The organism is Geothermobacter hydrogeniphilus (genome assembly GCF_002093115.1).
Taxonomy (GTDB): Bacteria; Desulfobacterota; Desulfuromonadia; order Desulfuromonadales; family Geothermobacteraceae; genus Geothermobacter_A; species Geothermobacter_A hydrogeniphilus.
Genome location: NZ_NAAD01000006.1, coordinates 22,003 through 48,277, shown reverse-complemented (window position 1 = coordinate 48,277; position 26,275 = coordinate 22,003). Strand labels below are relative to the sequence as shown.

At 59.8% G+C, this 26,275-nt stretch carries 22 protein-coding genes; 10 read left to right on the top strand and 12 right to left on the bottom strand.

What is annotated here, in order from left to right; translation table 11 throughout:
- Positions 1-48: 48 nt before the first annotated feature.
- From B5V00_RS06445 to prmA, 3 genes are read right to left on the bottom strand one after another with little or no spacing between them, the layout of a single operon-like run.
- Positions 49-1,521 (bottom strand): RDD family protein, encoded by a 1,473-nt coding sequence (locus B5V00_RS06445; protein WP_085009952.1) that lies wholly within the window; start codon positions 1,519-1,521, stop codon positions 49-51.
- A 46-nt stretch (positions 1,522-1,567) separates the two neighbouring features.
- Positions 1,568-2,380, bottom strand: a complete 813-nt coding sequence (locus B5V00_RS06440; RefSeq protein WP_085009951.1) for a 16S rRNA (uracil(1498)-N(3))-methyltransferase — start codon at positions 2,378-2,380, stop codon at positions 1,568-1,570.
- On the bottom strand, positions 2,353-3,264 hold the full coding sequence (gene prmA, locus B5V00_RS06435) for a 50S ribosomal protein L11 methyltransferase (protein ID WP_085009950.1): 912 nt from the start codon (positions 3,262-3,264) through the stop codon (positions 2,353-2,355). The genes B5V00_RS06440 and prmA overlap by 28 nt, the downstream gene beginning before the upstream one ends.
- A gap of 268 nt (positions 3,265-3,532) precedes the next feature.
- On the opposite strand from prmA, the gene B5V00_RS06430 reads away from it, so the two are divergent.
- The 7 genes from B5V00_RS06430 (at position 3,533) to B5V00_RS06400 (ending at position 10,195) form a co-directional block, all read left to right on the top strand.
- Positions 3,533-4,339 (top strand): pyruvate, water dikinase regulatory protein, encoded by an 807-nt coding sequence (locus B5V00_RS06430; RefSeq protein WP_085009949.1) that lies wholly within the window; start codon positions 3,533-3,535, stop codon positions 4,337-4,339.
- 61 nt (positions 4,340-4,400) lie between these two features.
- On the top strand, positions 4,401-5,081 hold the full coding sequence (locus tag B5V00_RS06425) for a response regulator transcription factor (RefSeq protein ID WP_085009948.1): 681 nt from the start codon (positions 4,401-4,403) through the stop codon (positions 5,079-5,081).
- A 3-nt stretch (positions 5,082-5,084) separates the two neighbouring features.
- Positions 5,085-6,536, top strand: coding sequence for a heavy metal sensor histidine kinase (locus B5V00_RS06420; protein ID WP_085009947.1), 1,452 nt, complete (start codon positions 5,085-5,087; stop codon positions 6,534-6,536).
- The gene (locus B5V00_RS06415; protein WP_085009946.1) at positions 6,537-7,547 is read left to right on the top strand and encodes an MBL fold metallo-hydrolase; all 1,011 of its coding nucleotides are present in this window, start codon (positions 6,537-6,539) and stop codon (positions 7,545-7,547) included.
- Between the two features lie 111 nt (positions 7,548-7,658).
- On the top strand, positions 7,659-9,059 hold the full coding sequence (locus B5V00_RS06410) for a sensor histidine kinase (protein ID WP_085009945.1): 1,401 nt from the start codon (positions 7,659-7,661) through the stop codon (positions 9,057-9,059).
- Entirely contained in the window at positions 9,034-9,786 is a 753-nt protein-coding gene (locus tag B5V00_RS06405; RefSeq protein ID WP_085009944.1) for a response regulator transcription factor, read from the top strand. Before B5V00_RS06410 ends, B5V00_RS06405 begins: the two co-directional genes overlap by 26 nt.
- A 7-nt stretch (positions 9,787-9,793) precedes the next feature.
- Positions 9,794-10,195, top strand: a complete 402-nt coding sequence (locus B5V00_RS06400; protein WP_085009943.1) for a hypothetical protein — start codon at positions 9,794-9,796, stop codon at positions 10,193-10,195.
- Positions 10,196-10,201: 6 nt separating this feature from the next.
- Here the strand turns inward: B5V00_RS06400 and B5V00_RS06395 are convergent, their stop codons facing one another.
- The 7 genes from B5V00_RS06395 to B5V00_RS06365 all read right to left on the bottom strand — a co-directional run bounded on the left by B5V00_RS06395 (position 10,202) and on the right by B5V00_RS06365 (position 19,090).
- Complete coding sequence (locus tag B5V00_RS06395) at positions 10,202-10,753, bottom strand: nitroreductase family protein (RefSeq protein WP_085009942.1); 552 nt, start codon at positions 10,751-10,753, stop codon at positions 10,202-10,204.
- A complete protein-coding gene (locus tag B5V00_RS06390; protein WP_245803921.1) occupies positions 10,683-11,639 on the bottom strand; it encodes a DMT family transporter in 957 nt (318 codons plus the stop codon). The genes B5V00_RS06395 and B5V00_RS06390 overlap by 71 nt, the downstream gene beginning before the upstream one ends.
- Positions 11,632-12,318, bottom strand: a complete 687-nt coding sequence (locus tag B5V00_RS06385) for a transporter (RefSeq protein WP_172399640.1) — start codon at positions 12,316-12,318, stop codon at positions 11,632-11,634. The genes B5V00_RS06390 and B5V00_RS06385 overlap by 8 nt, the downstream gene beginning before the upstream one ends.
- A gap of 412 nt (positions 12,319-12,730) precedes the next feature.
- Entirely contained in the window at positions 12,731-13,891 is a 1,161-nt protein-coding gene (locus tag B5V00_RS06380) for an HD domain-containing phosphohydrolase (RefSeq protein WP_172399639.1), read from the bottom strand.
- A gap of 697 nt (positions 13,892-14,588) precedes the next feature.
- Positions 14,589-15,473, bottom strand: a complete 885-nt coding sequence (locus B5V00_RS06375) for an Mrp/NBP35 family ATP-binding protein (RefSeq protein ID WP_085009938.1) — start codon at positions 15,471-15,473, stop codon at positions 14,589-14,591.
- Between the two features lie 249 nt (positions 15,474-15,722).
- A complete protein-coding gene (locus B5V00_RS06370) occupies positions 15,723-18,359 on the bottom strand; it encodes a Gldg family protein (RefSeq protein ID WP_085009937.1) in 2,637 nt (878 codons plus the stop codon).
- Entirely contained in the window at positions 18,356-19,090 is a 735-nt protein-coding gene (locus B5V00_RS06365) for an ABC transporter ATP-binding protein (protein ID WP_085009936.1), read from the bottom strand. The genes B5V00_RS06370 and B5V00_RS06365 overlap by 4 nt, the downstream gene beginning before the upstream one ends.
- 372 nt (positions 19,091-19,462) lie before the next feature.
- Here B5V00_RS06365 and B5V00_RS06360 point away from each other — a divergent pair, with 372 nt between their 5' ends.
- Together B5V00_RS06360 and B5V00_RS06355 are read left to right on the top strand one after the other, a co-directional pair.
- Positions 19,463-19,927: a Crp/Fnr family transcriptional regulator gene (locus B5V00_RS06360; protein WP_085009935.1), complete on the top strand. Its 465-nt coding sequence runs from the start codon at positions 19,463-19,465 to the stop codon at positions 19,925-19,927.
- 73 nt (positions 19,928-20,000) lie between these two features.
- Positions 20,001-21,194: a PP2C family protein-serine/threonine phosphatase gene (locus B5V00_RS06355; RefSeq protein WP_085009934.1), complete on the top strand. Its 1,194-nt coding sequence runs from the start codon at positions 20,001-20,003 to the stop codon at positions 21,192-21,194.
- Between the two features lie 50 nt (positions 21,195-21,244).
- Here B5V00_RS06355 and B5V00_RS06350 read toward each other — a convergent pair whose 3' ends face one another.
- Together B5V00_RS06350 and pepN are read right to left on the bottom strand one after the other, a co-directional pair.
- Positions 21,245-22,207: a GGDEF domain-containing protein gene (locus tag B5V00_RS06350; RefSeq protein WP_085009933.1), complete on the bottom strand. Its 963-nt coding sequence runs from the start codon at positions 22,205-22,207 to the stop codon at positions 21,245-21,247.
- An 80-nt stretch (positions 22,208-22,287) separates the two neighbouring features.
- Positions 22,288-24,927 (bottom strand): aminopeptidase N, encoded by a 2,640-nt coding sequence (gene pepN, locus B5V00_RS06345; protein ID WP_085009932.1) that lies wholly within the window; start codon positions 24,925-24,927, stop codon positions 22,288-22,290.
- A gap of 343 nt (positions 24,928-25,270) precedes the next feature.
- On the opposite strand from pepN, the gene B5V00_RS06340 reads away from it, so the two are divergent.
- Positions 25,271-26,113 carry an ion transporter gene (locus tag B5V00_RS06340; RefSeq protein ID WP_085009931.1) on the top strand — a complete coding sequence of 281 codons (843 nt, stop codon included), beginning with the start codon at positions 25,271-25,273 and terminating at the stop codon, positions 26,111-26,113.
- The last annotated feature ends 162 nt before the right edge of the window (positions 26,114-26,275 follow it).

Sequence of the window (26,275 nt, the reverse complement as noted above, 5' to 3'; positions counted from 1 at the left end):
CCTTTCCCGCCGGCATGAATCCCCTGTATCGGGGCAAGGTTGCCCGGCTCAGCAGTCCACCGGATCGCTCTCGTCATCAGCTGTGCCGTAGACAGGGACCAGGCGACTGCCGGCGAGCAGGTCATTCCAGCCGCGACGGGTGCTGCTGAAAAAGATCACCAGAAACCCGAGTCCCGCCGGCAGCAGTGAAAAAAGGCCTCCGACGCTGCGGAGAAAGGCCTGGGAGAAGAGCAGCGGTTGTCCGGCCAGGTCTTCGACCCGCAGGTGGAAAAGCATTTTGCCCGGGGTCTGGCCGGTGAGAAAATGGAAGAGGGTGAAGTACCCGAAGCTGACAGCGAAGAGGACCAGGAAGTAGGGACCGGAAAGTTCGACCAGGGTTGCCGTGTCGGGCAGCAGCTCACCCTGCGCGGGGTTCTGAAGAATCTGCTGGCCGATGATAAGGAACAGCACGAAGACCAGGGTGAGAACCAGCAGGTCGCAGAATCCCGCTGCCAGGCGCGCCCCGAACGGGGCGAGCGGGACGGCATCAGTTTCGTCGGCCGTTTTTTCGTTCTCTGCTGTGGAGGTGAAAAAAACCTCTTCACCCTGATCGGTCTCTTCACCCATGAAATCGAAGGGCTTTTCCACTGCATCATCCGGGGTGGAGTCTTCGGCTTCGGTAAACAACTCGCGAGGGGGTGATTCTGCCGCGTTTTCCGGGTCGGCAGAGTCCTGGTCCTGATCGTTGTCGACAGTCATCGCCCGGCTGAAGTCGGGGGCCCGCTCAGCTTCCGCGAACCCCCGTAAATCAAAAGGGTCGGAGGGCTCCCGGGTTTCCTCGGGTGTGGTCTTCTCCGGTTCCGGCTGTTGGTCGGTGGAAGGCTCCTCGATTTCATCCCAGCCTTCGAGATCGTCATCGCCGGTGGCCGGTTCGCTGAAATCAAGGTCTTCGACGACTTCGTCGAAGTCGAGGTCCGCGGCCGGTTCGTCTGTATCGGGATCGTCACCTTCGTCGGCTATCTCGATACTGTCTTCGGCGGCGGCAAAGGCGAACTCGTCGTTTTCGTCGATGGTTTCCGCGGTGTCCAGCGCGGCATCTTCTTCAGTTTCGGTCGCGGCAAAATCGAAATCATCAGCCAGCTCGATGCCCTCATCCTCAGGCGCTGTCGCCACTTCGGTTTCGTCAAAACTGAAGTCATCCAGAGCCTCATCGTTCTCCGCGGCGACCGGTTCCGGTTGGGGAGGTGGTTCATCGGCCGCGGGTTCCTCAGCAATATCGGCTGGTTCTAGCGGCGCGGAGGTTTCTGCGACCGTCGGTTCTTCGCTCATGAAATCGAAGCCGAAATCGGTGTCGGCAGTTGCCGTTGTGGCTTCACTGCCCTCCGGCCCGGCTGTCGTTTCAGGGGCTTCACTCTTGCCGACAGTGGGGAAAATCAGGCTGCGGAGACCGAATTTCTGCTTGTGGCTCTGCAGGTCCTGGCCACATTTTTTGCAGTTGTCGAGGAAATCAAAACTGGTGAATCCACACTTCGGACATTTCATCGGCACTCCTCCCGCTCAAAGGTTCGGACCGGACGGGTCCGAACAATCACAGTCCCCGCCCTTTTCGGGGTCTGTTCAGAGAGCTGTCGCTGTCGCCAGTCGACCGCTCCCGGTTGGTTCCCAAATCCCCGTAAAGATACTGCAAAATTCCGGCCACGGCAAATCCGGCGGTTTCAGTGCGCAGGATGCGTGAACCAAGACTGACCGGGATAAAGCCCTGTTGCTGCGCCATTTCTACCTCGGCGGCGCTCAATCCCCCCTCGGGGCCGATCAGGATGGCGGCATCCCGCGGCGCAGTCGAGGGCAGGACCGCCTGCAGCGGGGTTGTGTCCTGCTCCCAGGGAACCAGCCGCAGTTCGCTGCGGCATCGATTCAGCGCATCGCCCAGAGGAAGGGGCTCCGCCAGCTCCGGCAGCAGCATCCGGCCGGACTGGCGGGCGGCTTCACGGATGATTCTCTGCCAGCGTGGCAGCCGCGGTCGGCCGCTCGGTTGACAGCGTTCACAGAGGGTGGGGACAAAGCGGCTGATGCCGAGTTCGGTCCCTTTCTGCAGCACCAGGTCGAACTTGTCCCCCTTCGGCAGACCCTGCAGCAAGGTCAGGGGCAGGGTGTTTTCACTGACCCGGTGGCGTTTTTTGACTCTGGCCAGGCCTCGCCTGCGGTCGAGTTCGAGCAGTTCGCAGCTGCAGCTCAGTCCCGCGCCGTCGAGCAGTTCGATCTCCATCCCCGGCTGTAGTCGCAGAACCCGCAGGTGGCGCAGAATCTCTTCCGGCAGCCTGATCTGTTCTTCGGTGAGCAGCTGCGGGTCGATAAAGAAGCGGCGCATCGACTCTAGCCCCGGTACACCAGGCAGGCCCATTCCTCCTGCAGCAGCAGTTGTGCCGGGCGGTTGAAAAGGGGATCAAAAGCCTCCCGTACCAGGGGAACTTTCTCCTCCAGGATACCGGAAAGGACCAGGCTGCCCTCATCCGCCAGGTGTCGGCGCAACGGGGCGGACAGCCGGACATTTTCCTCGGCGAGGATGTTGGCCAGTACCAGGTCGAAGCGGCCGGGGATCTTTTCCAGCGGCGTGAGATTCAGGTCGAGTCGCTCTTCGACCCGGTTGAGGACGGCGTTGGCCTTTGCGACGCGGCAGGCCTCTTCTTCGATATCGCAGCCGACCACGTGCCCGGCTCCGAGCAGGGCGGCGGCAATGGCGAGAATGCCGGAACCGGTGCCGACATCAAGGACCCTGCGGGGCGGTTTCCGGGAGAAGATTGCGACCAGGGCTTCGAGGCAGAGCCTGGTGGTGGCGTGGCTGCCGGTGCCGAAGGCCATGCCGGGGTCGATCTGCAGCAATGTTTCGTCGGCTGCGGGCTGCTCCTGCTCCCAGGTCGGTCGGATCAGCAGTGGACCAACCCGGAAGGGCTTGAAGTGCTGCTTCCAGTTTTCGGCCCAGTCATCCTCGGCAACCTGTCGCACGAGCAGGTCTCCGGGGTTGAGCCCGGGGATCAGCGGTGCCACGTCGACCAGGGCGGCCCGCAGCCGGACGCACAACTCTTCGCTGTTGTCCACCGCGGGAAAATATCCATGCAGGGTCTGGTCGCCGATATCCGGCTGGTCGGGGGCGGGGGGGATGAAGGTGTCGAGTTTGTGTACCGCGGTGACGACGCCGGCTGCTCCCTGGTCCGTCAGGACATAGCTGACCAGGTCGACGCCGGCTGCCGGAACCTGCAGGGTGATTTCGGTCCATGGTGGTTTCATGATGTCTGTTTAGCAGAAGGATGACTGCTTTGGCAATCCATTGATGGTGACGCCGGAGACGGTTTTTCGGTTTTCAGTCATTATGAGCCTTGACAAATGAGGGTGATGCCAGTACTTTTTCGAAGTCTTTTAATGAGTCGCTAACATTGATGGTATATTTTTGTCGGTGTAGCGAGTCGAAACCGGTTTGCCATTGGAACAGGCGGCCTCTTGCGAATTATTAAAGGAATGCTACACTGTCTCTAATGATAATTTCATGAGGGTGGCTATGGCCCCGTTGCAGCATGTTTACCTGCTCTCAGACGCGACCGGGGAAACCGCGGAAAAGATGGCTTCCGCCGCCCTTTCCCAGTTCCGGGAAAAACAGGTGCGGCTGTTGCGTTTCAGCAATGTGCGCACCAAGAGCCAGGTCTATCAGGCTCTGGATGACGCTCTGGAGAAGGGCGCCCTGGTTGTTTATACCATGGTCAATCGTGAATTGGCCCGGCTGGTGCGCGACGAATGCGATGCGCTCGGACTACCGGCCATCGATCTGCTGACTCCACTGCTGCGCAAGCTGGCGGCCTTCTTCGGCCTTTCGCCGAAGGAGACCCCGGGGTTGCTGCATGGTGTGGATGAGGACTATTTCCGTCGAATAGAGGCGATGGAATTTACCGTCAAGCATGATGACGGACAGGAAACGCGGCACCTGCCGCAGGCTGATATCGTGCTGGTGGGGGTGTCGCGCACCAGCAAGACGCCGTTGTCGATCTACCTTTCGCACCGTGGCTGGAAGGTGGCCAACGTGCCGCTGGTCCCCGGGATTGAGCCACCGCCGGAACTGGCGGAGATTGATCCGGGGCGGGTGGCGTGTCTGGTCATCGACCCGCAGCGTCTGGTCGAGATCCGCGCCGCGCGGATGAAGCACCTGGGGCAGGATCCGCGTCTTGCCTATGCCGATTATGCCAGGGTGGAGGATGAAATCCGCTTTTCACGGGCTTATTTCCGCCGCAATCCCTGGGTGGTGATCGACGTGACCGGCAAAGCGATCGAAGAGACGGCCAACGAAGTGTTGGTCAAGCTGAAGATGAAGTAGGTTTTGTCGATGTATGGACGTAGATAGAGAGCGTATCCCAGATCAAAGGAGAATAAAATCGATGAGCGCAAAAATCCTGGTGGTCGAAGATGAGAAAAAAGTAGCCAGTTTCATCAAGCGTGGGCTGGAAGAGGAGAATTTCAGTGTTGACGTCGCCGGGGATGGCGAAGAGGGCCTGACACTGGCGCAAAGCAATCGTTATGATCTGATTCTCATGGATCTGATGCTGCCGAAAATGGACGGTCTTTCGGTGGTTCGCGAACTGCGGACCAGGGAGATCACCACCCCCGTGCTGTGCCTGACCGCCAAGGATACGGTGGAGGATATCGTTTCCGGGCTCGATTCGGGCAGTGATGACTATCTGACCAAGCCCTTTGCCTTCGCCGAGTTGCTGGCCCGGGTGCGGGCCCTGTTGCGGCGTGGTTCCCAGGACCGCGGTGCCGAGCTGACCTTTGCCGACCTGCGTCTCGATCCGGTGACCCACAAGGTCTGGCGCAGTGAGAAGGAGATCGACCTGACCGCCAAGGAATATGCCCTGCTCGAATATTTCATGCGCAATCCGGAACAGGTACTGACTCGGACTATGATTGCCGAGCATGTCTGGGATTATACCTTCGACTCCTTCACCAATATCATCGACGTTTATGTCAATTACCTGCGCAAAAAGGTTGATCGCGACTTCCAGCAGAAACTGATCCACACGGTGCGCGGTATCGGGTACGTGCTCAAGCAGCAGGGGTAAGATTTGTTCCGTTCGCTGCGGTCCCGACTGACTCTCTGGTATGCCCTGTCGCTGGCCGTCATTCTGGCGGCCAGCGGCTTTTTCTGGCATTACTACCTGGGCCGGGAACTGCATTCCCACCTCGATCAGCGTCTCAAGCTGATCGCCGAGGATGTCGCCACCTTCTATGCTCTCAGCGACAAGGTGCCGCCCTCTTCCGTCGTCGGCAGCTGCCAATCCCTGGATGATTTTCTGCGTCGCCACAGCTGGAGCGAATTTGTCCAGATTCGTGACCTGAATGGAAACATTCGTTGTTTTTCCCGCAACCTTGAAAGTGCCCGACTGCCGTTCGGCGCTGCCGGGGACAAGGTTATCAAACAGCATCTTCCGGTTCTGGAGTCCCTGGCCGCGGCTCCTTTTGCCGGTGTGAGGCTGCTGAACCTGCCGCTTGAGATCGGGGGGGAAACGGTTGGCGTGGTGCAGGTCGGCGCCCACACCCGCGATGTTGAAAGCGCCCTGGAGCGTTTGCGGATGGTGCTGGCCACCTTCAGTCCGCTGCTGCTGTTGTTGATCACCCTGGGTGGATGGTTTCTGGCCGGGCGTGCTCTTGCGCCGGTGTTGCGCATCACCCGTTCGATGCGGCGCATCAATGCCGAGAATCTCTCGGAGCGACTCACGGTCGGTAATGCCGGTCGTGAAATTGCCGAGTTGGCCGCAACCTTCAACGAAATGCTGGCGCGCCTGGAAGAATCCTTCGGTCGGGTCAAACAGTTTTCCGGCGATGCTTCCCACGAACTGCGCACTCCACTGACCATTCTCAAGGGGGAAACCGAGGTCGCCCTGCGCTGGGCCAAGACCCCGGAGGAATTCCGTAATATGCTCGAGTCCAACCTTGAGGAGATCAACCGCATGGAGCGGATCATCGAGGATCTGCTGCTGCTGGCGAAGAGTGATTCGGGCGGTCTGCCTCTGGAGAAAAAACCGGTCAGCCTCTCCGACCTGATGCAGGAGATTTACCTGCGGGGCAGTTCCCTGCGCGAGGATCCGAGCCTGGACGTGGTGCTCAACCTGGAGGTTGATGGCGAGGTGCTGGTTCAGGGCGATGAGCTGCGGTTGCGGCAGCTGTTTCTCAACCTGATTACCAATGCCGTCAAGTACACACCGGCGCCGGGGAGGGTGGAAATAAGCCTGCACCTGGATGGGGATCGTGCGGTGATCAGTATCAGTGATACCGGCATCGGTATTCCTGCCGACCATCTGCCGTATATTTTCGAACGTTTCTACCGCGTCGATGAGGCGCGCAACCGGGCGGTCGGGGGAGCCGGCCTCGGGCTGGCAATCGTCAAATGGGTAGTGGATGCCCACGAGGGGCATATCGATGTCCAGTCGATGCCGGGGGTCGGAACCACTTTTCGTGTCGACCTGCCGATTGCGGGACCTTCGCTGCTCGGTCGTGAAGCGATTCGGCAGAGGTAGATGGACGGGCGCGTTTTTTTTCGTCTGGTCAACGGTCCCTTCGGCGACCCGGCCCTCTATCTGCGTCTGCCGCATCAGCCCGACGCGTTGTTGTTCGATTGCGGAGACCTCCATCCGCTTGCTCCGCGGGCCTGTCTCAAGGTGCGACGGGTCTTTATCAGTCACGCTCACATCGATCACCTGGCCGGGTTCGACCAGCTGCTGCGTCTCTCTCTTTATCGTGACCTGTGCCTGCAGCTCTATGGTCCCCCGGGACTGGTGGCGCAGATCGACCATCGCCTGCGCGGTTACAGTTGGAAACTGTTGGAGAATTTTCCTTTTGTGCTGCGGGTTACCGAGTGGTCCGAGAGACTCGGGCGCTGCGCGCAGTTCTCTGCCGCCCGTGCCTTTGTCCTGGAGGAGTTGCCGCCTGTCGATCAGCAGGATGGCTGGCTCTGCCGCGGACGGGATGACCGGGTCAGCGCGTTGCCGTTCGATCATGGCGGGGTCCTGTCGCTCGGGTTCCGTTTTGAGCAGCGACGGCAGGTCGTGATTGACGTTGTCGCGTTGCAGCGCTGCGGATTGCTTGCCGGCCCCTGGCTGGGGAACTTCAAGCGCCTGCTGCGCGAGCAGGCGCCGGGGGATACCCGGCTTCAGGCACCACTTGCCGATGGCGGGATGCGTGACTATCGTCTCGACGAACTGTCCGGAGAGATTGCCCGCAGTCGCGCCGGGGTCAAGGTCTGCTATGTCACCGACCTGCAGCCGACGGAGGCGAACCTGGACCGGGTGGTCAGCCTGGCTCGTGGGGCCGATCTGCTGGCGATCGAGGCGCCTTTTCTGCATTGTGACGTCGAGCGGGCCCGGAAGCGTAACCACCTGACCGCGCGTCTCGCCGGAGAGGCTGCCGGCCGGGCCGGGGTCGGGCGATTGCTGGTTTTTCATCACTCACCGCGATACCAGGATCAGCCACGGGCGCTCTGGCGTGAAGCCGAGCGGGCGCGGCGGGAAGCGGCCGCGGCGGGTGGATGAATCCCGAAACCTCCGGGGTTTGATAAAATGATGCCTGAATCAGCAGGGAATCGGCTCACCTGTGGCAAAGCACAGTGGCAATCATCGGTCGTTATGTTAAGAGAGTAGTTCATGCGTCTTGCCCTTAAACATCAGATCATCCTCGCCCCGGCCATCGTTTTGCTGCTGATGAGTCTGCTGCTGGCGTTCCTGCAGTACACCTACTGGGACCTGTCGGTCAAACGCCAGGCGCAGCGCAAGGTGGGAACTCTCTTCATCGCCATGGCCGAGGCCGACCTCGCCAGCCAGCGGATGGAAGCCCTGGTGGCCCGTCTGGGGCGCACCCCGATGGTCGATGTCGGACGGCTTGAGGAGATGGAGGAGCTGCATGCCCATCTGGCCGGTGCGGCGCAGAGGATTCTCAGCATTGTCACCCTGTCCGACGAGACGGAGAAACACTGGCGCCAGGCGGTCTCCGATCTTGATCCCGAGCAGGGTTTCGACAGAGAGCGGTTCAAGGCGGCGCTGAAGAGTCTCCGCCCCGAGCTGGAAAAGCTTTCGGAACTGATCCGCAGCGAACGTGAACGCCTGCGCGAGGTCCACACGCAGGATATCGATGCCCTGGTCGAGCGTACCACCTTTGTTTCAATCGTGGTTCTCGGCGTGGCAATCCTGATCGGTATCTTTCTTTCCCTGACCCTGGCGCGGCGCATCCTGCGGCGCATCCAGGCGCTTTCCGACAGTGCCGGCAAGGTTGCCCGCGGGCAGCTGACGCCGCCCAAGGAGCCGGAGCTGGTGCGGGACGAACTGGATGACCTGGCGCTCTCGATCAACCGCATGGCTGAACAGTTGATCCGCGTGGTCGGTACCGAGAAGCTGCTTGAGGGGGCCGAAGAGGAACGGCGGCGGATTGCCATGGATCTCCATGACCAGACCCTTGCCGACCTCTCGTCGGTGTTGCGCGGCTTGCAGGAGATGGAAAAAAATCCCGACCCGGAACGGGCCGGGCAGCTTGAGAAAGAATTGCAGAAAACCATGTCCAACCTGCGCGAGGTGATGAACAATCTGCATCCGCAGTCACTCGAAATCCTCGGTCTGGGGCCGACCCTTGAGTCCCATATCGAACAGCTGCAGAGCAAAGGCGGGACGCTCAAGTACCATTGTTACCTGCAGCCCGAACTGCATAACCTGAAGATGCCGCGCCTGGTCAGCCTGACCCTCTACCGGGTGGCGGTCGAGGCCCTGCACAATGTCGTCAAGCATGCCCAGGCCAGCCGCTGCGAGTTCTGCCTGGAACGTCAGGGACGAAAGCTGGTGATGGTGGTCGAGGACAACGGCATCGGTCTGCCGGACCAGGTTTCCTCCGGCGGCCGCGGCCTGAACAATATTCGCGAACGGGCGCGGACCATCGGTGCCCGGGTCGAGTGGAAGAAATCACGTTTTTCAACCGGAACCCGTTTTGAATTGACCCTGCCGGTACGCCCGGCAGGCCAACAGGGGAGCCAAAATGAGCATGCAGATTCTCATCGCTGAAGACAATCCGAAGGATTATGAATTTCTCGAGCAGATGCTCGGTCACTGGGATGAAGAGATTGAACTGTTTCGTGCCCAGAACGGCCTCAACGCGCTCGAACTGGCACTGGAGCTGAATGATGTTCCGCTGGTGATCAGCGACATTCAGATGCCGGAGATGAACGGCATCGAGTTCGCCCGCGCCCTCTGGCAGCGCAAGCCCGACGCGCGCATCGTTTTCTGGAGCCAGTACAAGGATGAGATGTATGTCCGTTCGCTGCTGCGTATCGTGCCGCCGGAGACGGTCTACGGTTACATTCTCAAATCCAACCCCTCCGAGCGGATCTCGACCGCCATCCGTACTGTCCTCTGTGACGAACAGTGCTGGATCGACCCCGAGGTGCGCAAGGTCCAGGGCCGGACCGGCCATGCCCAGACCGCGCTCTCCGATATCGAGTATGAGGCGCTGGTGGACATTTCGCTCGGCCTGACCGACAATCTCATTGCCCAGCGTCGCTATCTTTCCCGGCGCGGGGTGCAGAGCCGTCTCAATTCCCTGTACAGCAAGCTCGGCGCCGATCAGGAGCAGTTTCAGTCTGAAGGGGTCGGTGATGCCTTCAACCTGCGCAACCGGGCGGTCGCCATTTCCCTGCGTCGCGGTCTGGTCAACCCCTTTGAACTCAAGCACGAGGAAGAGGAGTTCCAGGAGTGGCTGAAACGCTACAAGGCCAATTTGAAGCAGGACTGACGAGCGGATGGCTCTGGCGACGATCAAACGGTTTGGCGGCTCGCTGCTTGACGGTTATGAATGGAACGGCAGGCTGCTCAAACCCTTCGGCGGTTCGTTGCGCAGTGGCTGGGAGTTTGACGGCCAGTACCTGACTCCCAGCGGCGGTGCCCGCAGCCGGGGCTACGAGTGGAATCGCAATATTCTCAGGCCCTGCCGGGGCTCGCTGCTCTCCGGCTACCAGGTGCAGGGCAACAATATCAAGCCCTACGGTCGGTCAATCACCAACGGCTGGGAATTGCGCAGCGGCGTCTGCGTTCCCTTCGGCAAGGGCAATGAGGAAGGTTGGGAGATGCGCGGCCAGCTGCCGTTGCCGATTGTGGTGCTGGTGGTGACCGGTCTGGTGGAGAACCTGAATTTTCCGCGTTGACCTGTCTCATGGGTCGGTCCTGAAACGGTCCAGGTGGGTGAAGTCCGCGAGTTCTTTTCTCTTCGGCGGGGCGGGGATTTTGTGTGGATAACCGATGGGGATGAGGGAAACAAGCTCATAGCCGTCGGGGATGTTGAGTATGCCTCTCGCCTTGTCGTGGTCGAAGGCGCCGACCACCACGGACCCGAGGCCGAGAGCATGGGCGGCCAGGGAAATATTCTGGGTGACAATGCCCAGGTCGTACATGAACCAGTCCTTGAATTTCGTGTAGGCACTCCCCTTGTAGAATCCGGACGTTTCAAGTTTCCCGCAGAGTGCGATGATGACCGGGACCCGGGTCATGGCCCGGGCCGCCGGGTTGTTGTCGGTCAGCAGCTGCTGCAGCTTAAGTTTGAGACCCGGGTTCTTGACCAGGATGACTTCCCAGCACTGGGTGTTGGCCCAGGAGGGGGCCCAGCGCGCGGCTTCGAGGATCTGGTTCAAGGTTTCATCCGCGATCTCTCTCTCCTCGAATTGGCGGATACTGCGTCGGCTTTTCATCATTTCCAGTGGATTCATGGGGCGCTCCTGTTGCAGGCAGATTTCCGTGATTGAAGACGGCCAGGCTTATGCCGCCGAGAATAATGATGGTGGCGATGATCAGGCGGGTGGAGATCTCCTCGTCGAGAAAGATGACTCCGCCCCCGGCCGCGAGGACCGGGACCGCCAACTGGACGACCGAGGCCGTGGTTGTCGTCATCTCCCTGATCGCCGCGTACCAGACTGCATAGCCGATGCCCGATGCCAGACCGCCGGACAGGCCCGCCAGCAGAATTCCCCGGAGGGAAAGATGGCTGTGGCCGGGGAAAAGGAAAATGAGAAGAACGGCAAGCGGCAGGGAGAGGACAAAGTTGACAGTTGTTTCCGCCAGTGGATTCCCACGGCCGCGGCCACGCAGGGAATAAATCCCCCAGCAGACCCCGGCGGCGGTCATCAGCAGAGATCCCGCCAGGGACGGGGCCGTGACACCGGGGAAGAGCAGGTAGACAAGTCCCCCGAAGGCCAGTGAGACGCCGACGTATTCTGTCCCGGTAAGCCGTTCTCCCGAGAGGATGGCGGCGGCTATCATGGTTATCTGGACGGCACCGAACAGGATCAGGGCCCCGGTTCCGGCTGCGAGTGTCAGGTAGGCGAAGGAAAATGCTGCCGCGTAGCCGAAAAGAGTGATTGCCGAGAGCGCGTTGCCGGATGATATCGACGCCCTTTTTTGTGCAGACAATCGCAGGATCAACAGCAGGACGAGGGTGCCGGAAATCAGTCGGATACAGGTGAAACCGGCAGCATCAATCCAACCCCCGCCAAGGGCCAGCCGGCAGAGAATCGAGTTGCCGGCAAAGGCAACGAGGGCGCCCGTTGTAAAAAGCAGCACCTTCGATGAAACGGATTTCCGGGAGTTGTTATTCAATGCCCTGTCCGAAGCGGATGGAAAAACCGCTGCCGAAAAAATAGTCGTCAGCGGCATCGTTGAGTCCGATACCTGCAAATACGTCAAATTGCATATTATCGCTGACGAGCCAGGTCAGCCCGCCGTTGCCGTAATGCTGAACTCTTGCAGTGTCGGCTCCGGAGGGAAAAAAAGCAAACCATTCCGTGTAGGCGCCGAGTTTGTCTGCCAGGTGGTAGGCGACGGTCCAGGATTGGGCAAACTCCAGGTAGGCTTCACCGCTGTCGTCGATCCTGCGGTTCCCCTGGGTTGATCCGGCAGCCGAGATCAAATCGTTGACGTCCCACGCATAGGCCCAGTTCAGACCCGGTTCCAGTTCGTTTGAGCTCAAGGAACCGCTGCCGGTCGGGATGTTCGTTTGCGGGATCAAGGCCATCTCCGGCAGCATGCCTTGTTGTTCGGTCAGGGCAATTTTGCAACCGATGTACAAATCTTCGGTTCCCCTTGAAGTGGTTGATTCCCCGGCGGTTGTGATGCGGGTCACGGTCGGGAACAGGGCAATGCGGAATTCCAGCCAGTCGGCCAGGAGACCGTAGCGCAACAACGGTTGCCCGAAGGACTGTGACCTGGTTCTTTCGCCATTATCGCTGTTGTAGGTATAGGTGTAGCCGAATTCGATCTGGGCAACACCCCGGCCCACGGTTGTGGCGGCCTCGGTAAAGTCGGGTCGGTCGGTTACAAATGGTTGATCGCGGTCGGTTGTGGCCGAAAAAGATGTTTCGTTGCGCCATTGAAAGAGCGTTTTTCGTGATCGCGATGACCTCGCCCTGTCGGGTGAGTACTCAGCGGTGAACAGGGAGCTCTCGGCGTTGCCTCGGTGGTTGCGGGCTACGGCGCCAGATGTGTCGGTGCCGCACAGAAGGAGGGCGAGGAGGGCAGGCAGGCAGGCATCCCAGAGGCCAAAGGCGAAAAGAAAACGGCAACTGGAGGTTCACGTTGAGGCCTTTGGGATCCCGGGGACATAAATAGCGTGTCAGGTGAAAACCATCTCTGTGCCGGCAGGGGATGTCAAAGAAAAAGATATGACGTTGACAAAATAGATAGGGGGGCGCTTACTCCCATTGAAAACCGCCGCCATTCATGAGCCTCGTGCATATATCGACCGCTGCTGGGTCGTAGATAGACTCACGTCCCCTCTTGAGCTCTTCTATTGCCGCGTTGACCCCCAGTGCCGGTCGGTAGGGGCGGTGTGACAAAATGGCTTCCGTTACATCCGCGACTGCGAGGACCTTTGCTTCGGGGATAATTTGATTATGGCTCAGGCCGTGAGGGTAACCGGAACCATCTATGCGTTCATGATGCTGAAGGATTATTTCTTTAATAGGGTAGTGGCATCTGACATTTGACACGATCTCATAGCCAATCTGAGGATGGGTTTTGATTATGGAGAATTCGGCGTCAGTCAACATGCCGGGCCTGTTTAATATTTCAGCTGGGACGTATATTTTCCCTATGTCATGAATCAGACCGCTTAAATAGAGCCCTTCGATACGATCATCGCTCCAGGATAAATCATCGGCGATGGCAGTCGCCAGTTTCGCCACGCGCTTTTGATGCCCACCTGTGTAGGGATCTCTTTTCTCCGCGGTAAGAGCAATGGCTTCGACAAGCTGGGTGAGTGTTGTTTTAAGCTCATTTTGTAAAGTTATTTTTTCATCGATTGTTTTTATGTTTTCTACACCATAGGCGATGTCTTTTGCCAACTCCTCCAACAGGTCGACTTCCTGCTTATCGAAAGTATTTGGTTCTTCTGAATATATATTCAGTGTACATAGCACTCTATTTTCTATAGTGCATGGTATTGATATTGATGACCTGTATCCATGTTCTATTGCGCGTTCATGCCATGGTTCGTAGCTTTTTTCGTTGTTTATGTTGTTGTTTATCTGTGTTTTTTTTGTACGTATGGCGATGTCTGTTGGTCCCATGCCATATTCATCGGCTTTCCAATGAATTGTTAAAGAGTCTATATATTCTTTCCCGACGCCCTCATATGCAGCTGGAACAACGTTCTTATCATCGTCATCTTTTGGTATCCCGATCCATGACAGCCGGTATTTGCCGTCAGCAACTATAATCCTGCATATTTGTTTATATATTTCATCTTCTGTCGTAGAAGTTACCAGCACACCATGGCATTTGATAACTGTTGACAACACTCTCTTTGTGCGACTTAACGCATCCTTTAAATTATGTCTGCTATCAACCGTCATTTTTCTGTTCTTCTTCATAATGGGCAGGGCGACGCGAAGTCTTCCGATCAGCGATTTTTTGCTGGTCGATAAAAATGGACGTGGTTTCAGACATCACTCCGGCGTGGAATTCTCTTTTTGAATCCGCGTTTTTCGGATCCTTTGATTTTCTGAGCCGTGTTGCTGTGATGCACCACGGCGATCTCAGATTTTCAACTGATATAATTAATTACTAATGTAGTCTAAAAAAAATGATTTTCAAGTATCACAGAGCTGGTTTTTAGAAGAATCAATCTCCCTACGGGGATTGTATCGACCTTTGCCGTCGACTGTGACCAGCAGGCCACCGCATGTCCGGTGGGGATCATCGCCATGAGTCGCGGTGGGGTTGACGCGGGGTGTGCAGGAGTGGACCAGACCGTTGCCAACGGCGCAGAGGAAGGCTGTCTGGTGGTTGGGCTGCCGAGAGTCTGGTGCCCATCGTCTGAAACGGCACCGGCCGCCCCGATGAAGGGGCGGCCGGTGCCGTTACGGTTCATTTTTCCACACTAGTACCTTGTAACTCATAGGATTTCGTAATATTGCGCCGGGATTTTCCGTGTCGACAAGGCGCGCTTTCCGCTGCATAGCTGTAGCTATGAAGCGGTGAGGCGCAACGCAGTTGACGCGGAAAATAACCAGCAAGATGCGAAAGATTATGGGTTACATGGTACTAGATTCAGGCCGCATTCTCCATCTTTTCGATGGCGGTCTGCGCCACGTGCTGCAATGCTTTTGCCGCCTCGGTGTCGGGATGGTCGAGGATGAAGGGTTTGCCGGAATCTCCGGCGACGACCATGCGCGGATCGAGGGGGATGCGGCCGAGGAAGGGCACCTGTGTCTTGTCGGCGAGTTTTTCGCCGCCGCCGCGGCCGAACAGGTCAGTGACCTCCTCGCAGTGCGGGCAGACGAAGCCGGCCATGTTCTCGATAATGCCGAGGATGTTGATGTTGAGCTGGCGGGAGAAGCTGATCGATTTCTCGACATCGACCAGGGCGACATCCTGCGGGGTGGTGACGATCACCGTGTCGGCTCCCCGGCCGAGCAGCTGGGCGGCGGAAAGAGGTTCGTCGCCGGTGCCGGGCGGGCAGTCGATAACCAGGACATCAAGCGGTCCCCAGACGACGTCGGCGAGAAACTGCTGGATGGCGCCATGCTTCATCGGGCCGCGCATGATCATCGCCTGATCGCTCTGTTCCAGCAGAAAACCGATCGACATCACCCGCAGACCCTGGAATTCGAGGGGGATGATGCCTTCTTCGGTGGCGTGGGGGCGCTGATCGGCCATGCCGAGCATGGTCGGCAGGCTCGGGCCGTGCAGGTCGACGTCAAGCAGGCCGACCGCTTTGCCCTCTTTGGCCAGGGCCAGGGCGAGGTTGAGGGCGGTGGTGCTTTTGCCGACCCCGCCCTTGCCGGACATTACCAGGATCTTGTTGTCGATCTGGCAGAGGTTGCGTTCCAGCCGCTGCCGGGCCTGGAACTGTTCATCATTCTCCTGGGGCTTGCGATCTCTGGCGCCGCAGGAGGAGACCCCGCAGCTGTCGCAGTTTTCGTGATCGGACATGATATATCTGACTCCTTTTATCAGCTATTGACGGCCCCACTTTACTGCGCCGCCGGCCGCAGGTCAAGGACGAGTCCGTCGATTGGCAGCGGCGATTGTCAGCAGGGGATTGAAAACGTCACGTTCTCCAGGCTGAGCAAAAATGTCCAGATGCAAGGCGTCCACGTCCCCGCGGCATAAGGCGTACCGGAAGGTACGTCGTTGACGCGGGGACGTGGACAACGCAGCAGATGGGCGTTTTTCATCAGCCTAATATTCTCTTCCCCTGGCCCGCCGGATGACCCATGCGACGAACGCGATCAGGGCGATCAGGCCGGGAACGAAGAGGATGTTGAAGACTTTAAGCATCGCTTCGAGGTTGTCGATCTCGGCCCGCAGCTGGTACTGCACGGCCCGCAGCTGCTTGCGGAATTTGACCTTTTCGGCGAGGAAGCGGTCCAGTTCCCGCTGCTGTTCGGCGGTCAGGGTGGTGGCGCCGGAATCGTCGCGTCCGCGCTGCAGTTCATTGAGCTTGCTTTCGGTTTCACGCAGCTTGTCGGTCAGTTCCTGTTCCTTGGCGCGGAAGCGCATCTCGGCCTTGCGCTGCAGTTCTGCAACCAGGGTGAATGGGCGCCGGTAGCTGCCGCGGCTGCGCACCGAGATCAGATCGGGGCTGCCGCCGAGGGATTCGATGGCGTTGGCCGCCAGGTCGGCGTTGGCCGAGATGGGGATCGCCAGGCTGCCGCCGAAGACACTGGTCGCCTGCACCCAGAAGCGGTCCTGCAGCAGGTCGGAGTCGGCGATGACGACCAGGTGGACCGGACCTTTGCTTTTCGCCAGGTGCTCGGCAACCGGTTTTTTCTCCTTTGCGGCGGCTTTCGTTTCCGTCGCCGCTTTCGGTCTTCCTTCAGGGAAGGCGCTGACGATTTCACCGTCGATACGGGCGGCAAGCACGAAGGGTTTTCCGGCGGGTTTGAAATCCGCCAGCAGCTTGGCCGGGTTGGGCGCGAAGGCGATTTTGGCGGCGTCGATCAGCATCGCCTGGTCGCTGCTTTTGATCAGCGGGGTAAAGACTGTTTTCGCGCCCTTGAGGGGGCGCAGGGCGCCGGCGGTGGCGAGATTGAGATTGCCGAGCTGACTGGTGATCACGTCATCGTCCGCCAGGGAATTCCGGCCGATATTCAGCCAGGGCAGGTAATTGATCTGCATGCTGCGGAGTCGTCCCTGGTAGTTGACCTTGTGTGACTGGGGCAGGTCGCCGACCACCTTGCCGGGTTCCATTGCGATTCCCCAGGCGGCCAGCAGTCGCTCGAAATCGGGGTTGCTGTTGATGGCGCCGGCCGGGTTGCCTTCGGCGGAGGCTTCACTCAAGGGATCAGCGAAGATCAGGGCTTTGCCGCCGCGCAACAGGTACTGATCGACGGCATAGAGCGTTTCGGCATCGAGCCCGGCCGGGTGAACCAGCATCAGCAGATCGACGTCGTCGGCGATCGGCTCAGCAGTTCGCGGCAGAGTGCGGATCTCGAACTGTCGGCGCAGCTGGTCGAGGATCAGCCAGGGCCGCTGCATGCGCGGGTTCGGTCCGGGGGTGAAGCCGCCTTCGATGGGGGCTCCGGAGAGCAGGCCGACCACCAGCTTTTTCGGATGGACGAGCTGGTAGAGCAGCTGGCTCAGGTCGTATTCAAGGAACCGCTCCCGTTCCGGTTGAAAGAAGGGAATCACCTTGCGGCGGCCGTCAAGTTCCCCGACCAGTCCGAAATAGATGCTGTCGCCGCCGGCGGTGATCTGCACCCCCCGCAGGCCGAACCGGACCGCTTCATCCTCGGCTTCGGAGAAGGGTTCGGGGTCGATCTGTTCGATGGTCAGCCTGCCGTCGGCGAGATTGGCGTATTCGTCGAGCAGGGTGGCGACCCGTTCGGCGAAACTTTCCAGGCCGGGAACCTGCTTGATCTGTTCCCTGCTGAGAAAGAACTTGAGGGAGAGAGGTTTGTCGATTCCCGCGAGGATGTGGCGGGTCCCGCTGGAGAGGGTATTGAGTCGCTGTTCGGTGAGGTCGAGCCGCAGACCGCGCAGCAGCGGCGAAACCGCGACGTTGAGCAGCAGGAACAGCAACAGGGCGCCCAACAGGCCGCCACGGGAGAAAAGGCCTGATCCGGACCGGGTTCGGTATCCTCCCGAGGCTTTTTTGCGGCTGATCACCCAGGCGCCGAGGTAGAGCCAGAGGAGGATGAAGCTGACAAAGAAGAGCAGATCACGCAGGTCGATCATCCCGCGGGTGATGGTTTCGAAATGGCTCAGGAAACTGAGCGAGGCAATAGCGTCGAGGGCCGCCTGCGGCAGCCAGGGGCGGAAGAAGTCGAGTACCAGCGGGAAACCGGCGAGCAGAAAGGCGAAACAGGCCAGGGTCGAGAGAACGAAGGCGATCACCTGGTTGCGGGTGGTGGCCGAGAGGCAGGCGGCGACCGCCAGGTAGGCCCCGGCCATCAGCAGGCTGCCGAGGTAGTTGGCGATGATGACGCCGTTGTCCGGATTACCGAGCAGGTTGACACTGATCCAGATCGGAAAGGTCAGGGCCAGGGAAATGGCGATCATTGCCCAGGCGGCGAGAAACTTGGCCAGCACTGCTTCGGTCATGGAAACCGGCAGGGTCAGCAGCAGTTCGATGGTGCCGGTCTTGCGTTCTTCGGCCCAGAGACGCATGCCGAGGGCCGGGACCAGCAGCAGGAACAGCCAGGGATGCCAGAGGAAAAAGGCCTGCAGGTCGGCCTGGCCGCGCTGAAAAAAACCGCCGAGATAGAAGGTGAAAACTCCGGTCAGGACCAGGAAGATGACGATAAAGACATAGGCCAGCGGGGTGACGAAGTAGCCGGCCAGTTCACGTTTGAAGAGGGGCCACAGGTTTTTCATGCTGCATCCTCCCGGCCTTTTCCGGTCAGGTCGCGGAACATCGCTTCGAGGCTCGGGTAGCCGGCACGCAGTTCATCGGGGGTGCCGTCGGCGACGATGCGCCCGCGATCGATGATCATCGCCCGGCTGCAGATGGCGTCGACCTCTTCGAGGATGTGGGTGGAGATGATGATCGCTTTTTTTTCCGCCATCTGCCGCACCAGTCGGCGCACCTCGTGTTTCTGGTTGGGGTCGAGGCCGTCGGTCGGTTCATCGAGGATCAGCACCTCGGGATCATGCAGGATCGCCTGGGCCAGGCCGACGCGGCGCTTGAATCCCTTGGAGAGGGTTTCGATCGGCTGCCGCCAGACTTCCTTGAGCTGGACCTGTTCGGCCACCTGTGCAAGTCGGTGGTCCTTCGCGTCACCGCGCAGTCCGCGGATGGCGGCAATGAAGGCGAGCAGGCCGGCGGGGGTCATCTCCGGGTAGAGCGGGGCTCCTTCCGGAAGATAGCCGAGCCGGGCCTTGGCGGCTACCGGCTGCCGACCGACATCGATACCGCAGATGCGGGCGTTGCCGCTGTCGGGAGTGAGGAAGCCGGTCAGCATCTTCATGGTGGTCGATTTTCCGGCGCCGTTGGGGCCGAGAAAACCGAGAACCTCGCCGGGCGCGACCTGGAAGGAGAGATCGTCGACCGCTGTCAAGGTGCCGAATGCCTTGCGCAGGGACTCGGCCTCGATGTACCATTCCATAGTTTGATCTCCGTGGGACATTGCCGGGAAGGTGATTTTCCCTTGTTCGCGCCCTTGTCGTGGTTTCGGAATCAACCGGGGGCGGCCAAACAGGAAAAACTTAATCTTCGCAAAGGCCCCTGTCAAGGGGCGTAAATAAACCCAAATCCACCGGCAATTCCGGGATTCGGCTGACGTTACGGATGAATCTGCTTCGTTGCCTTCACCGATTCGTTGCTCAACGTAGCTCGGCTACGTTTCCGCTCGAATCGGCACGGCGCCTCGCATCTCCACCCGTCCCGCCACCCTCGGTCCGCAAAACAGTCGGTGAATTTGGGATAATCTGAAAACAGGACGGTTCCGGAATCCTTCGGCGTCTTGTCAGGAGTTGTCATGACCCATGATTCAGAATGTTTCTGTGAACGGCTCAAGGGTGAGCTGAGTTTCTATTTTCTACGCCAGGAAGACTCTCCGATCATTTCCGAATTGCTCGAATGCCGAAAAGTTGCCGCCGGTGAAGTGCTCTGGCGGGAAGGGGACGCGTGCGACTGCCTGGCCTTCATCGTTTCCGGGCGGCTGGAAATTCGCAAACAGACGGAATTCCCCGGCAAGGACGTGATTGTCGGCATCTACGGCAAGGGAAGCATCGTCGGCGAACTCTGTCTGCTCAGCGGCCATGAACGGTTCGTGACCGTGGCGGCGCTGGAGGATGCTGATCTGCTGCTTTTATCGCGCGAGAATTTTCAGCGCCTGACCCGTGAAGCCCCGGAACTTTCGGTGCGCCTGCTGCAGGGGGTGCTGTTGGCGGTCTCGACCCGGTTGGGCAAGTCGTTTGAACGGCTGGCCTCGGTATTTTAAAGCTGCGGGCTAATCAAATCTGTTCGCAGCGCCGATAAGAAGGCTGTGCAGACCTTGTTGGAGACCGTTGATCATGGCCGAAGAATTGCTGATCGCGCATAGTGCCGCTCCCCTCGGTGAAGAGTTGGCGGGGCTGCTGCAGGATGCCGGATTTTCGGTGACCACGGCCGATAACCTGGGTACCGCTCAGACCGCGCTCAGCCGTTTTCCCGACCTGCTGCTCCTCGATCTCGACCTTGCGGCTGATCCGATGACCGATCTTGAGCCCCTGGCCCAGGGGTGTCTCACCGGAGAAATCCCCTGCCTGCTTTTCTCCTCACTCGGCATGGACCCGGACCGGATGCGCACACTGGCACCCTGGAGCAGTGGTCCGCTGCTGTCAGCCGAACAGCGGGATCTGGTGCTTGACCAGGTGCGTCTGCAACTGGAGCTGGTCCGTCTGCGCGAGGAACGTGACCTGCTCGCCGGCCGTCTGGAGGCGAAAAAGATCGAACTGCGCGAGGGCTTGCGCTCGGCGGCGATCATTCAGCAGTCGCTGCTGCCCAATTTTCTGCCCCGCAGCGACAGCTTCCGTTTCGCCTGGCGCTTCCGGCCCTGCGAAACGGTCGGCGGCGACCTGTTCCATCTCCGCCAGGTGGCTGAAGACAGCCTGATGGCCTATCTGCTCGATGTCAGCGGTCACGGCGTATCGGCGGCGATGGTGACCGTCTCGGTCTACCAGAGCCTGTCGCCGCATACCAGCCAGCTGATCAAGCAGCCCCTCGATCATCCCCCCCATTATCGGCTTTCGACCCCGGCCGAGGTGATCACTGAACTCGACCGGGAATATCCCTACGAGCGTTTCGAGAAGTTTTTCACCATGGCCTACCTGCTGCTCGATCCGAACAGCGGACAGGTCCGTTACTGCAACGCCGGTCATCCGCCGCCACTGCTGGTCCGCCGGGACGGAACGGTCGAAACCCTCGATGTCGGCGGCACCCTGGTCGGCATGGGGGGACTGGTTCCTTTCGAGGAGGACCGGCTGCAGCTCAACCCCGGTGATCGCCTGTTTCTCTACTCGGACGGGGTGACCGAGCTGCCGGACCCCGGTGGTGAATTGTTCGGGGAGGAGCGTTTTTTCGACCTGCTTGAAAATGGTGTCGACAACCCTCTGGATGATCAGTTGGAGATGGTGATGAAGGTGCTGGATCAGTTTTCCGGTGGTCAGTCACCGCCCGATGATCTGACCCTGCTGGCCATTGAATACCGGCCGAACGGTCATCATTGAAGCTGAATCAGCGGGTTTGTGCTCTCCGCCGGTGACGAGTTCAGTACGGGTCAGCTGCCGGCAACGCCGTCGCGACCGGAGGCCTTGACCCGGTACATGGCTTCATCGGCGAGGTGAATCAGGTCTCTGGCGCTGCGGGCGTCATCGGGGTAACTGGCAACCCCGAAACTGGCGGTGATGGTGATCGGTGTCGGCGCGCCGGCCTCGAAGCGCTGGCTGCGCAGGTCAAGGCGCAGGATTTCGGCCATGGTCAGGGCGCCGCTTTTGCTTGTTGAAGGGAGCAGCAGTACGAACTCATCCCCGCCGTAGCGACAGGCGAGATTGACCCGCCGGGTGTGCTGCATGATGAAATGACCGACCTCGGTCAGCAGGCGGCTGCCGACCAGGTGTCCGTGGGCATCGTTGACCTTTTTGAAAAAATCCAGATCAAGAAAGACCAGTGACAGGTCATTGCCGTAGCGGCGGGCGCGTTCCAGTTCGTAGTCGACCAGCTCGCGGAAATGGCGGGCATTGTACAGTCCGGTCAGATCGTCGGTGATATTCTGTTTCTGCAACTGTTCGAGCAGCAGCATCAGTTCCAGGGTGTTGCCGAGCAGCTCGCTCAGCAACGCCAGACTCGTCACCACCTCGGGATCTGCGGGAGCGCCGCATTCGACACCGAGAACCCCGATGATTTCGGCGACTCCCGGCAGCGGCAGCCAGTAGTTGCAGGAAGCCGGGGCTTCCGGCGCGTCCCGCGGCTCACCGGAATCGGCAACCGCCTTGACCAGGGTGGAGAGCGGTTCGGCGGCCTGTTGCAGGTTGGCCGCGGAGCCGTCCGCCGGTCGCCAGTCACCGGTCAGTTGATCGCGCAGCCAGAGTTGCCAGCTGCGGCCGCGGCAGAACCCGGGCAGCAACCGGCCGAGGGCGGCAAAAAGTTCGCCGTGTCCGCGACAGGCGCTGAAAACCCGGGCGGCCTCGAGCAGTCGCTGCTCCGGGGAAGGCGGGGCAGTGATAGTGTCACCGTTGGTCACGCGTCAGGAGCTCCAGGTTGAATGGAATTCCACACAGTTTACCCGAAAACTGTCCCCTTGTCGTCTAAATAGCGAGTTTTTCAGCCATTCAGAGCCTTGCCGACGATCTCCCTGACATCGCGCGAGAGTTTGCTGTCGGTCTGGATACGTTCCAGTTCCGCGCGCATCTGCTCTCCCAGTTCGGGAACCATCCGCCGCCAACGGTTGAAGCAGCTGACCAGGCGGGCCGCGATCTGTGGATTGAGCCGGTCGAGACGCAGGACATAGTCGGCGATGAAGCGGTAGCCGCTGCCGTCGTTACGGTGGAATGCGGCCGGGTTGGAGTGGGCCAGGGCGCCGAGCAGGGAGCGGGCACGGTTCGGATTCCTGAGGTTGAAGTCGGGGTGGGCGGCGAGTTTTATGACCTGGTCCAGGCAGTCGTCGCGGCGGCTGGTCGCCTGCAGGGTGAACCACTTGTCGAGCACCAGCGGTTGGTCTTTCCAGCGGGCGTGAAAGTCGTTCAACAGCTCTTCGCGTTCGGCGACGTCGCTGTTGCACAGTGCCTGCAGGGCGGCGAGCTGGTCGGTCATGTTGTCCGCCTGCCGGTACTGGGCCACCGCCAGCTGCTGAAATTCTGTTTCCTCCAGCTCCAGCAGGTAGCCGAGACAGAGATTTTTCAGGCCGCGGCGTCCGGCATCTTCCGGGGTGCAGCGGTAACCGTCGGTCTGGTGCAGCTGCCGATAGAGGGCGAGCAGCGGTTGCCGCAGTTCGGCGGCCAGCTCCCGGCGCAGAAACTGGCGGGCCCGATGGATGGCGCCCGGGTCGGCCGGTTGCATCTGTTCAGCGAGATAGGTCTCGCTCGGCAGGGTCAGCAACTGGACGCGCAGGGCCGACTCGCAGGTTTCGTCCCGCAGCACCCCGCCCAGCGACGAGGCCAGCAGCGGGGAGATGGCCGGCGGTCGGTTTTCGCGGATCAACTCGACAAGCTGCAGCAGCTGGCGGCAGGCGAGCTGCTGGCCGGCGTCCCAGCGGCCAAAGGGGTCGCGATCGTACCGCAGCAGGAAAGCGAGGTCGGCATCACTCCACGGGTAATCGAGAATCACCGGCGCCGAGAAACCGCGCAGCAGAGATGGCATCGGCCGGTCGGCAAGGTCGCAGAAGACGAATTCCTCTTCCTGGTGTTGAATTTCGAGAATTCGATCACTGCCGTCGGCGGTGTCTTCACCCTGCAGGCGCAGTGGAATCTCTTTCCCTTCCCTGTCGAGCAGGGCGATTCGCAGCGGCAGGTGAAAGGACTCTTTCTGCGGTTGCCCGGGGGTAGGAGGACAGCTCTGGCGGACCCGCAGCCGGTAACGGCCGGTTTTCGCGTCGAAACTGTCGCGAATGTCCAGCCTCGGTGTACCGGCCTGGCTGTACCAGCGTTCGAACTGTGAAAGGTCGCGGCCGTTGGCATCGGCCATTGCCCGGCGGAAGTCGTCGCAGGTGACCGCCTGGCCGTCATGACGTTCGAAGTAGAGATCCATCCCTTTGCGGAAGCCGTCGCGGCCGAGCAGGGTCTGCATCATGCGGATCAGTTCGGCACCCTTGTGGTAGACGGTCATGGTGTAGAAGTTGTTGATCTGCTGGTAGCTGTCGGGGCGCACCGGGTGGGCCATGGGGCCGCCATCCTCGGGGAACTGACTGTTGCGCAGCAGGCGCACGTCCTCGATCCGTTTGGCGTCGCGATGCACCTGGTCGGCGGAGAATTCCTGGTCACGGAAGACCGTCAGTCCCTCCTTGAGGGAGAGCTGGAACCAGTCGCGGCAGGTGATGCGGTTGCCGGTCCAGTTGTGGAAATACTCGTGGGCGATCACCTCTTCGATCGCCTGGAAATCAGCGTCGGTGGCGGTGTCGGAGCGGGCCAGGACGTACTTGGAGTTGAAGATGTTGAGCCCCTTGTTCTCCATCGCTCCCATATTGAAGTCATCGACCGCCACCACCATGTAGATGTCGAGATCGTACTCGCGGCCGAATTGCTCCTCGTCCCAGCGCATCGCTTTTTTCAGTGCTTCGACGGCGTGGCCGACCTTGTCGCGGTGATGGTGTTCGACGTAGAAGCGCAGGGCGATGTCGCGGCCGCTGCAGGTGGTAAAGCTGTCGCTGATCTCCACCAGGTCGCCGGCGACCAGGGCGAACAGGTAGCAGGGCTTCGGGAAAGGGTCTTCCCAGGTGACGCTGTGGCGACCGTCGGGCAGTTTCCGGCGGGCGACCGGGTTGCCGTTGGAAAGCAGCTGCGGGTAACGGACCTGGTCGGCGACGATGGTGGTGGTGAAGCGGGCGAGGATGTCCGGGCGGTCGGGATAGTAGGTGATGTGGCGAAACCCCTGGGCCTCGCACTGGGTGCAGAAGTTACCGCTGGAGACGTACAGACCTTCGAGGGCGGTGTTGGCCGCAGGATTAATGCGCACCCGGGTTTCGAGCAGGCAGGGTGAGGGCAGCTCGGGAAAGGTCAGTCCGTCTGGTTTCCGCAGGTAGTTTTCGTCGTCCAGCGGTCGGCCGTTGAGACGCACGCCGAGCAGCTCCAGCCCCTCACCGTCAAGCCGCAGGGGACCGGCTTCGGTCTCGGGATTGCGCCGCAGCCGCAGGCGGCTGATGACTTCAGTTGTTTCCGGATCGAGATCGAAGTGCAGTTCGACCTCGTCGACCAGCCAGTTCGGCGGGGTGTAGTCGGAGCGGTAAATGGTGAGGGGTTTTTCGGCCATGGCATGTCTCCAGGTGTCTGAGCGTGGAAGGTGACAAGATACTCCATGCAGCGCCGCTTGCAAAGCCCGCCCTGGCAGTCTGCTCAGTCGGCCGGAATATGCTAATCTTGATGGCGTCGCAAAAACTCACCAGCAGCTGCGTTGCTGCGCTTGACTCGCTGCTTCGACGTACGTAAGTACGCCTCATTGCTTGACAATCGCGCGCCTTGCTGCCGGCGCTTTTTGCTTAGCCAACACTCTTGATGCTTTTTTGCAAAAGTATCAAGAGTGTGCGGCGAAGTTCAGGAATCAACTGCACCTGAATTCAGCGAACTCACCGATTCAGATGATCGAGAGAGGCGGCATGACGCTGAAACCCCATTCACAACCGGCACCCAGGCCTGAGGCGGCAGCGATCCGCCATCGGCTGCATACCATCATTTTCGAGGCTGATACCCCGGCCGGCAAGCTTTTTGATCTGGGGCTGATTTTCAGTATCCTGCTCAGTGTGCTGGTGGTGATGCTCGACAGTGTCGGACCGCTGCATGCTGATTACGGAGGGCTCTTCCTGCGGATCGAGTGGGGCTTCACCATCCTGTTCAGTGTCGAATATCTGCTGCGCCTGCTTTGTATCGGTCGACCGCTGAAATACGCGGTCAGTTTCTTCGGCATTGTCGATCTGCTTTCGATCCTGCCGACCTACCTGAGTTTGCTGCTGCCCGGCAGCCAGTACCTGCTGACCATCCGTATTCTGCGCATCCTGCGCATTTTCCGGGTGCTGAAGCTGGCCCAGTATGTCGGCGAGGCCAACCACCTGGTGCGGGCGCTGCGGGCGAGCCGCCGCAAGATTATCGTTTTTCTGTTTGCCGTAGCTACGATGGTGGTGATTTTCGGTTCGTTGATCTACCTGGTCGAAGGGCCCGAAGCCGGATTCACCAATCTCTTTGAGGCCTATTACTATGCCATAGTCACCCTCTCAACGGTCGGCTACGGTGATATCATTCCGATAACCCCCCTGGGCAAGGCGATTTCCTGCTTCATCATGATTCTCGGTTACGGCATCATCGCCGTCCCGACCGGAATCGTCTCGGTGGAGCTGGCCCAGACCCGGAAGCTGGAAGTGTCGACTCAGTCCTGTCCCGAGTGCAGTGCCGAGGGGCATGACTCCGACGCGGCATTCTGCAAGTATTGTGGGGCGCAACTGTAGGTGGTGTGTCAAAATGCCGACACCTCGGGTGAGGTGAAAAGCGACATTATTTTGACTCGGCGGAGCTGCTTGATTGTGTAACCGAGTGAAAATACTTGAAATACATTCTGGCACGGGACTGGCAACAACAGGAGTCAACAGCCGATGTGCTGCACGGCTCTT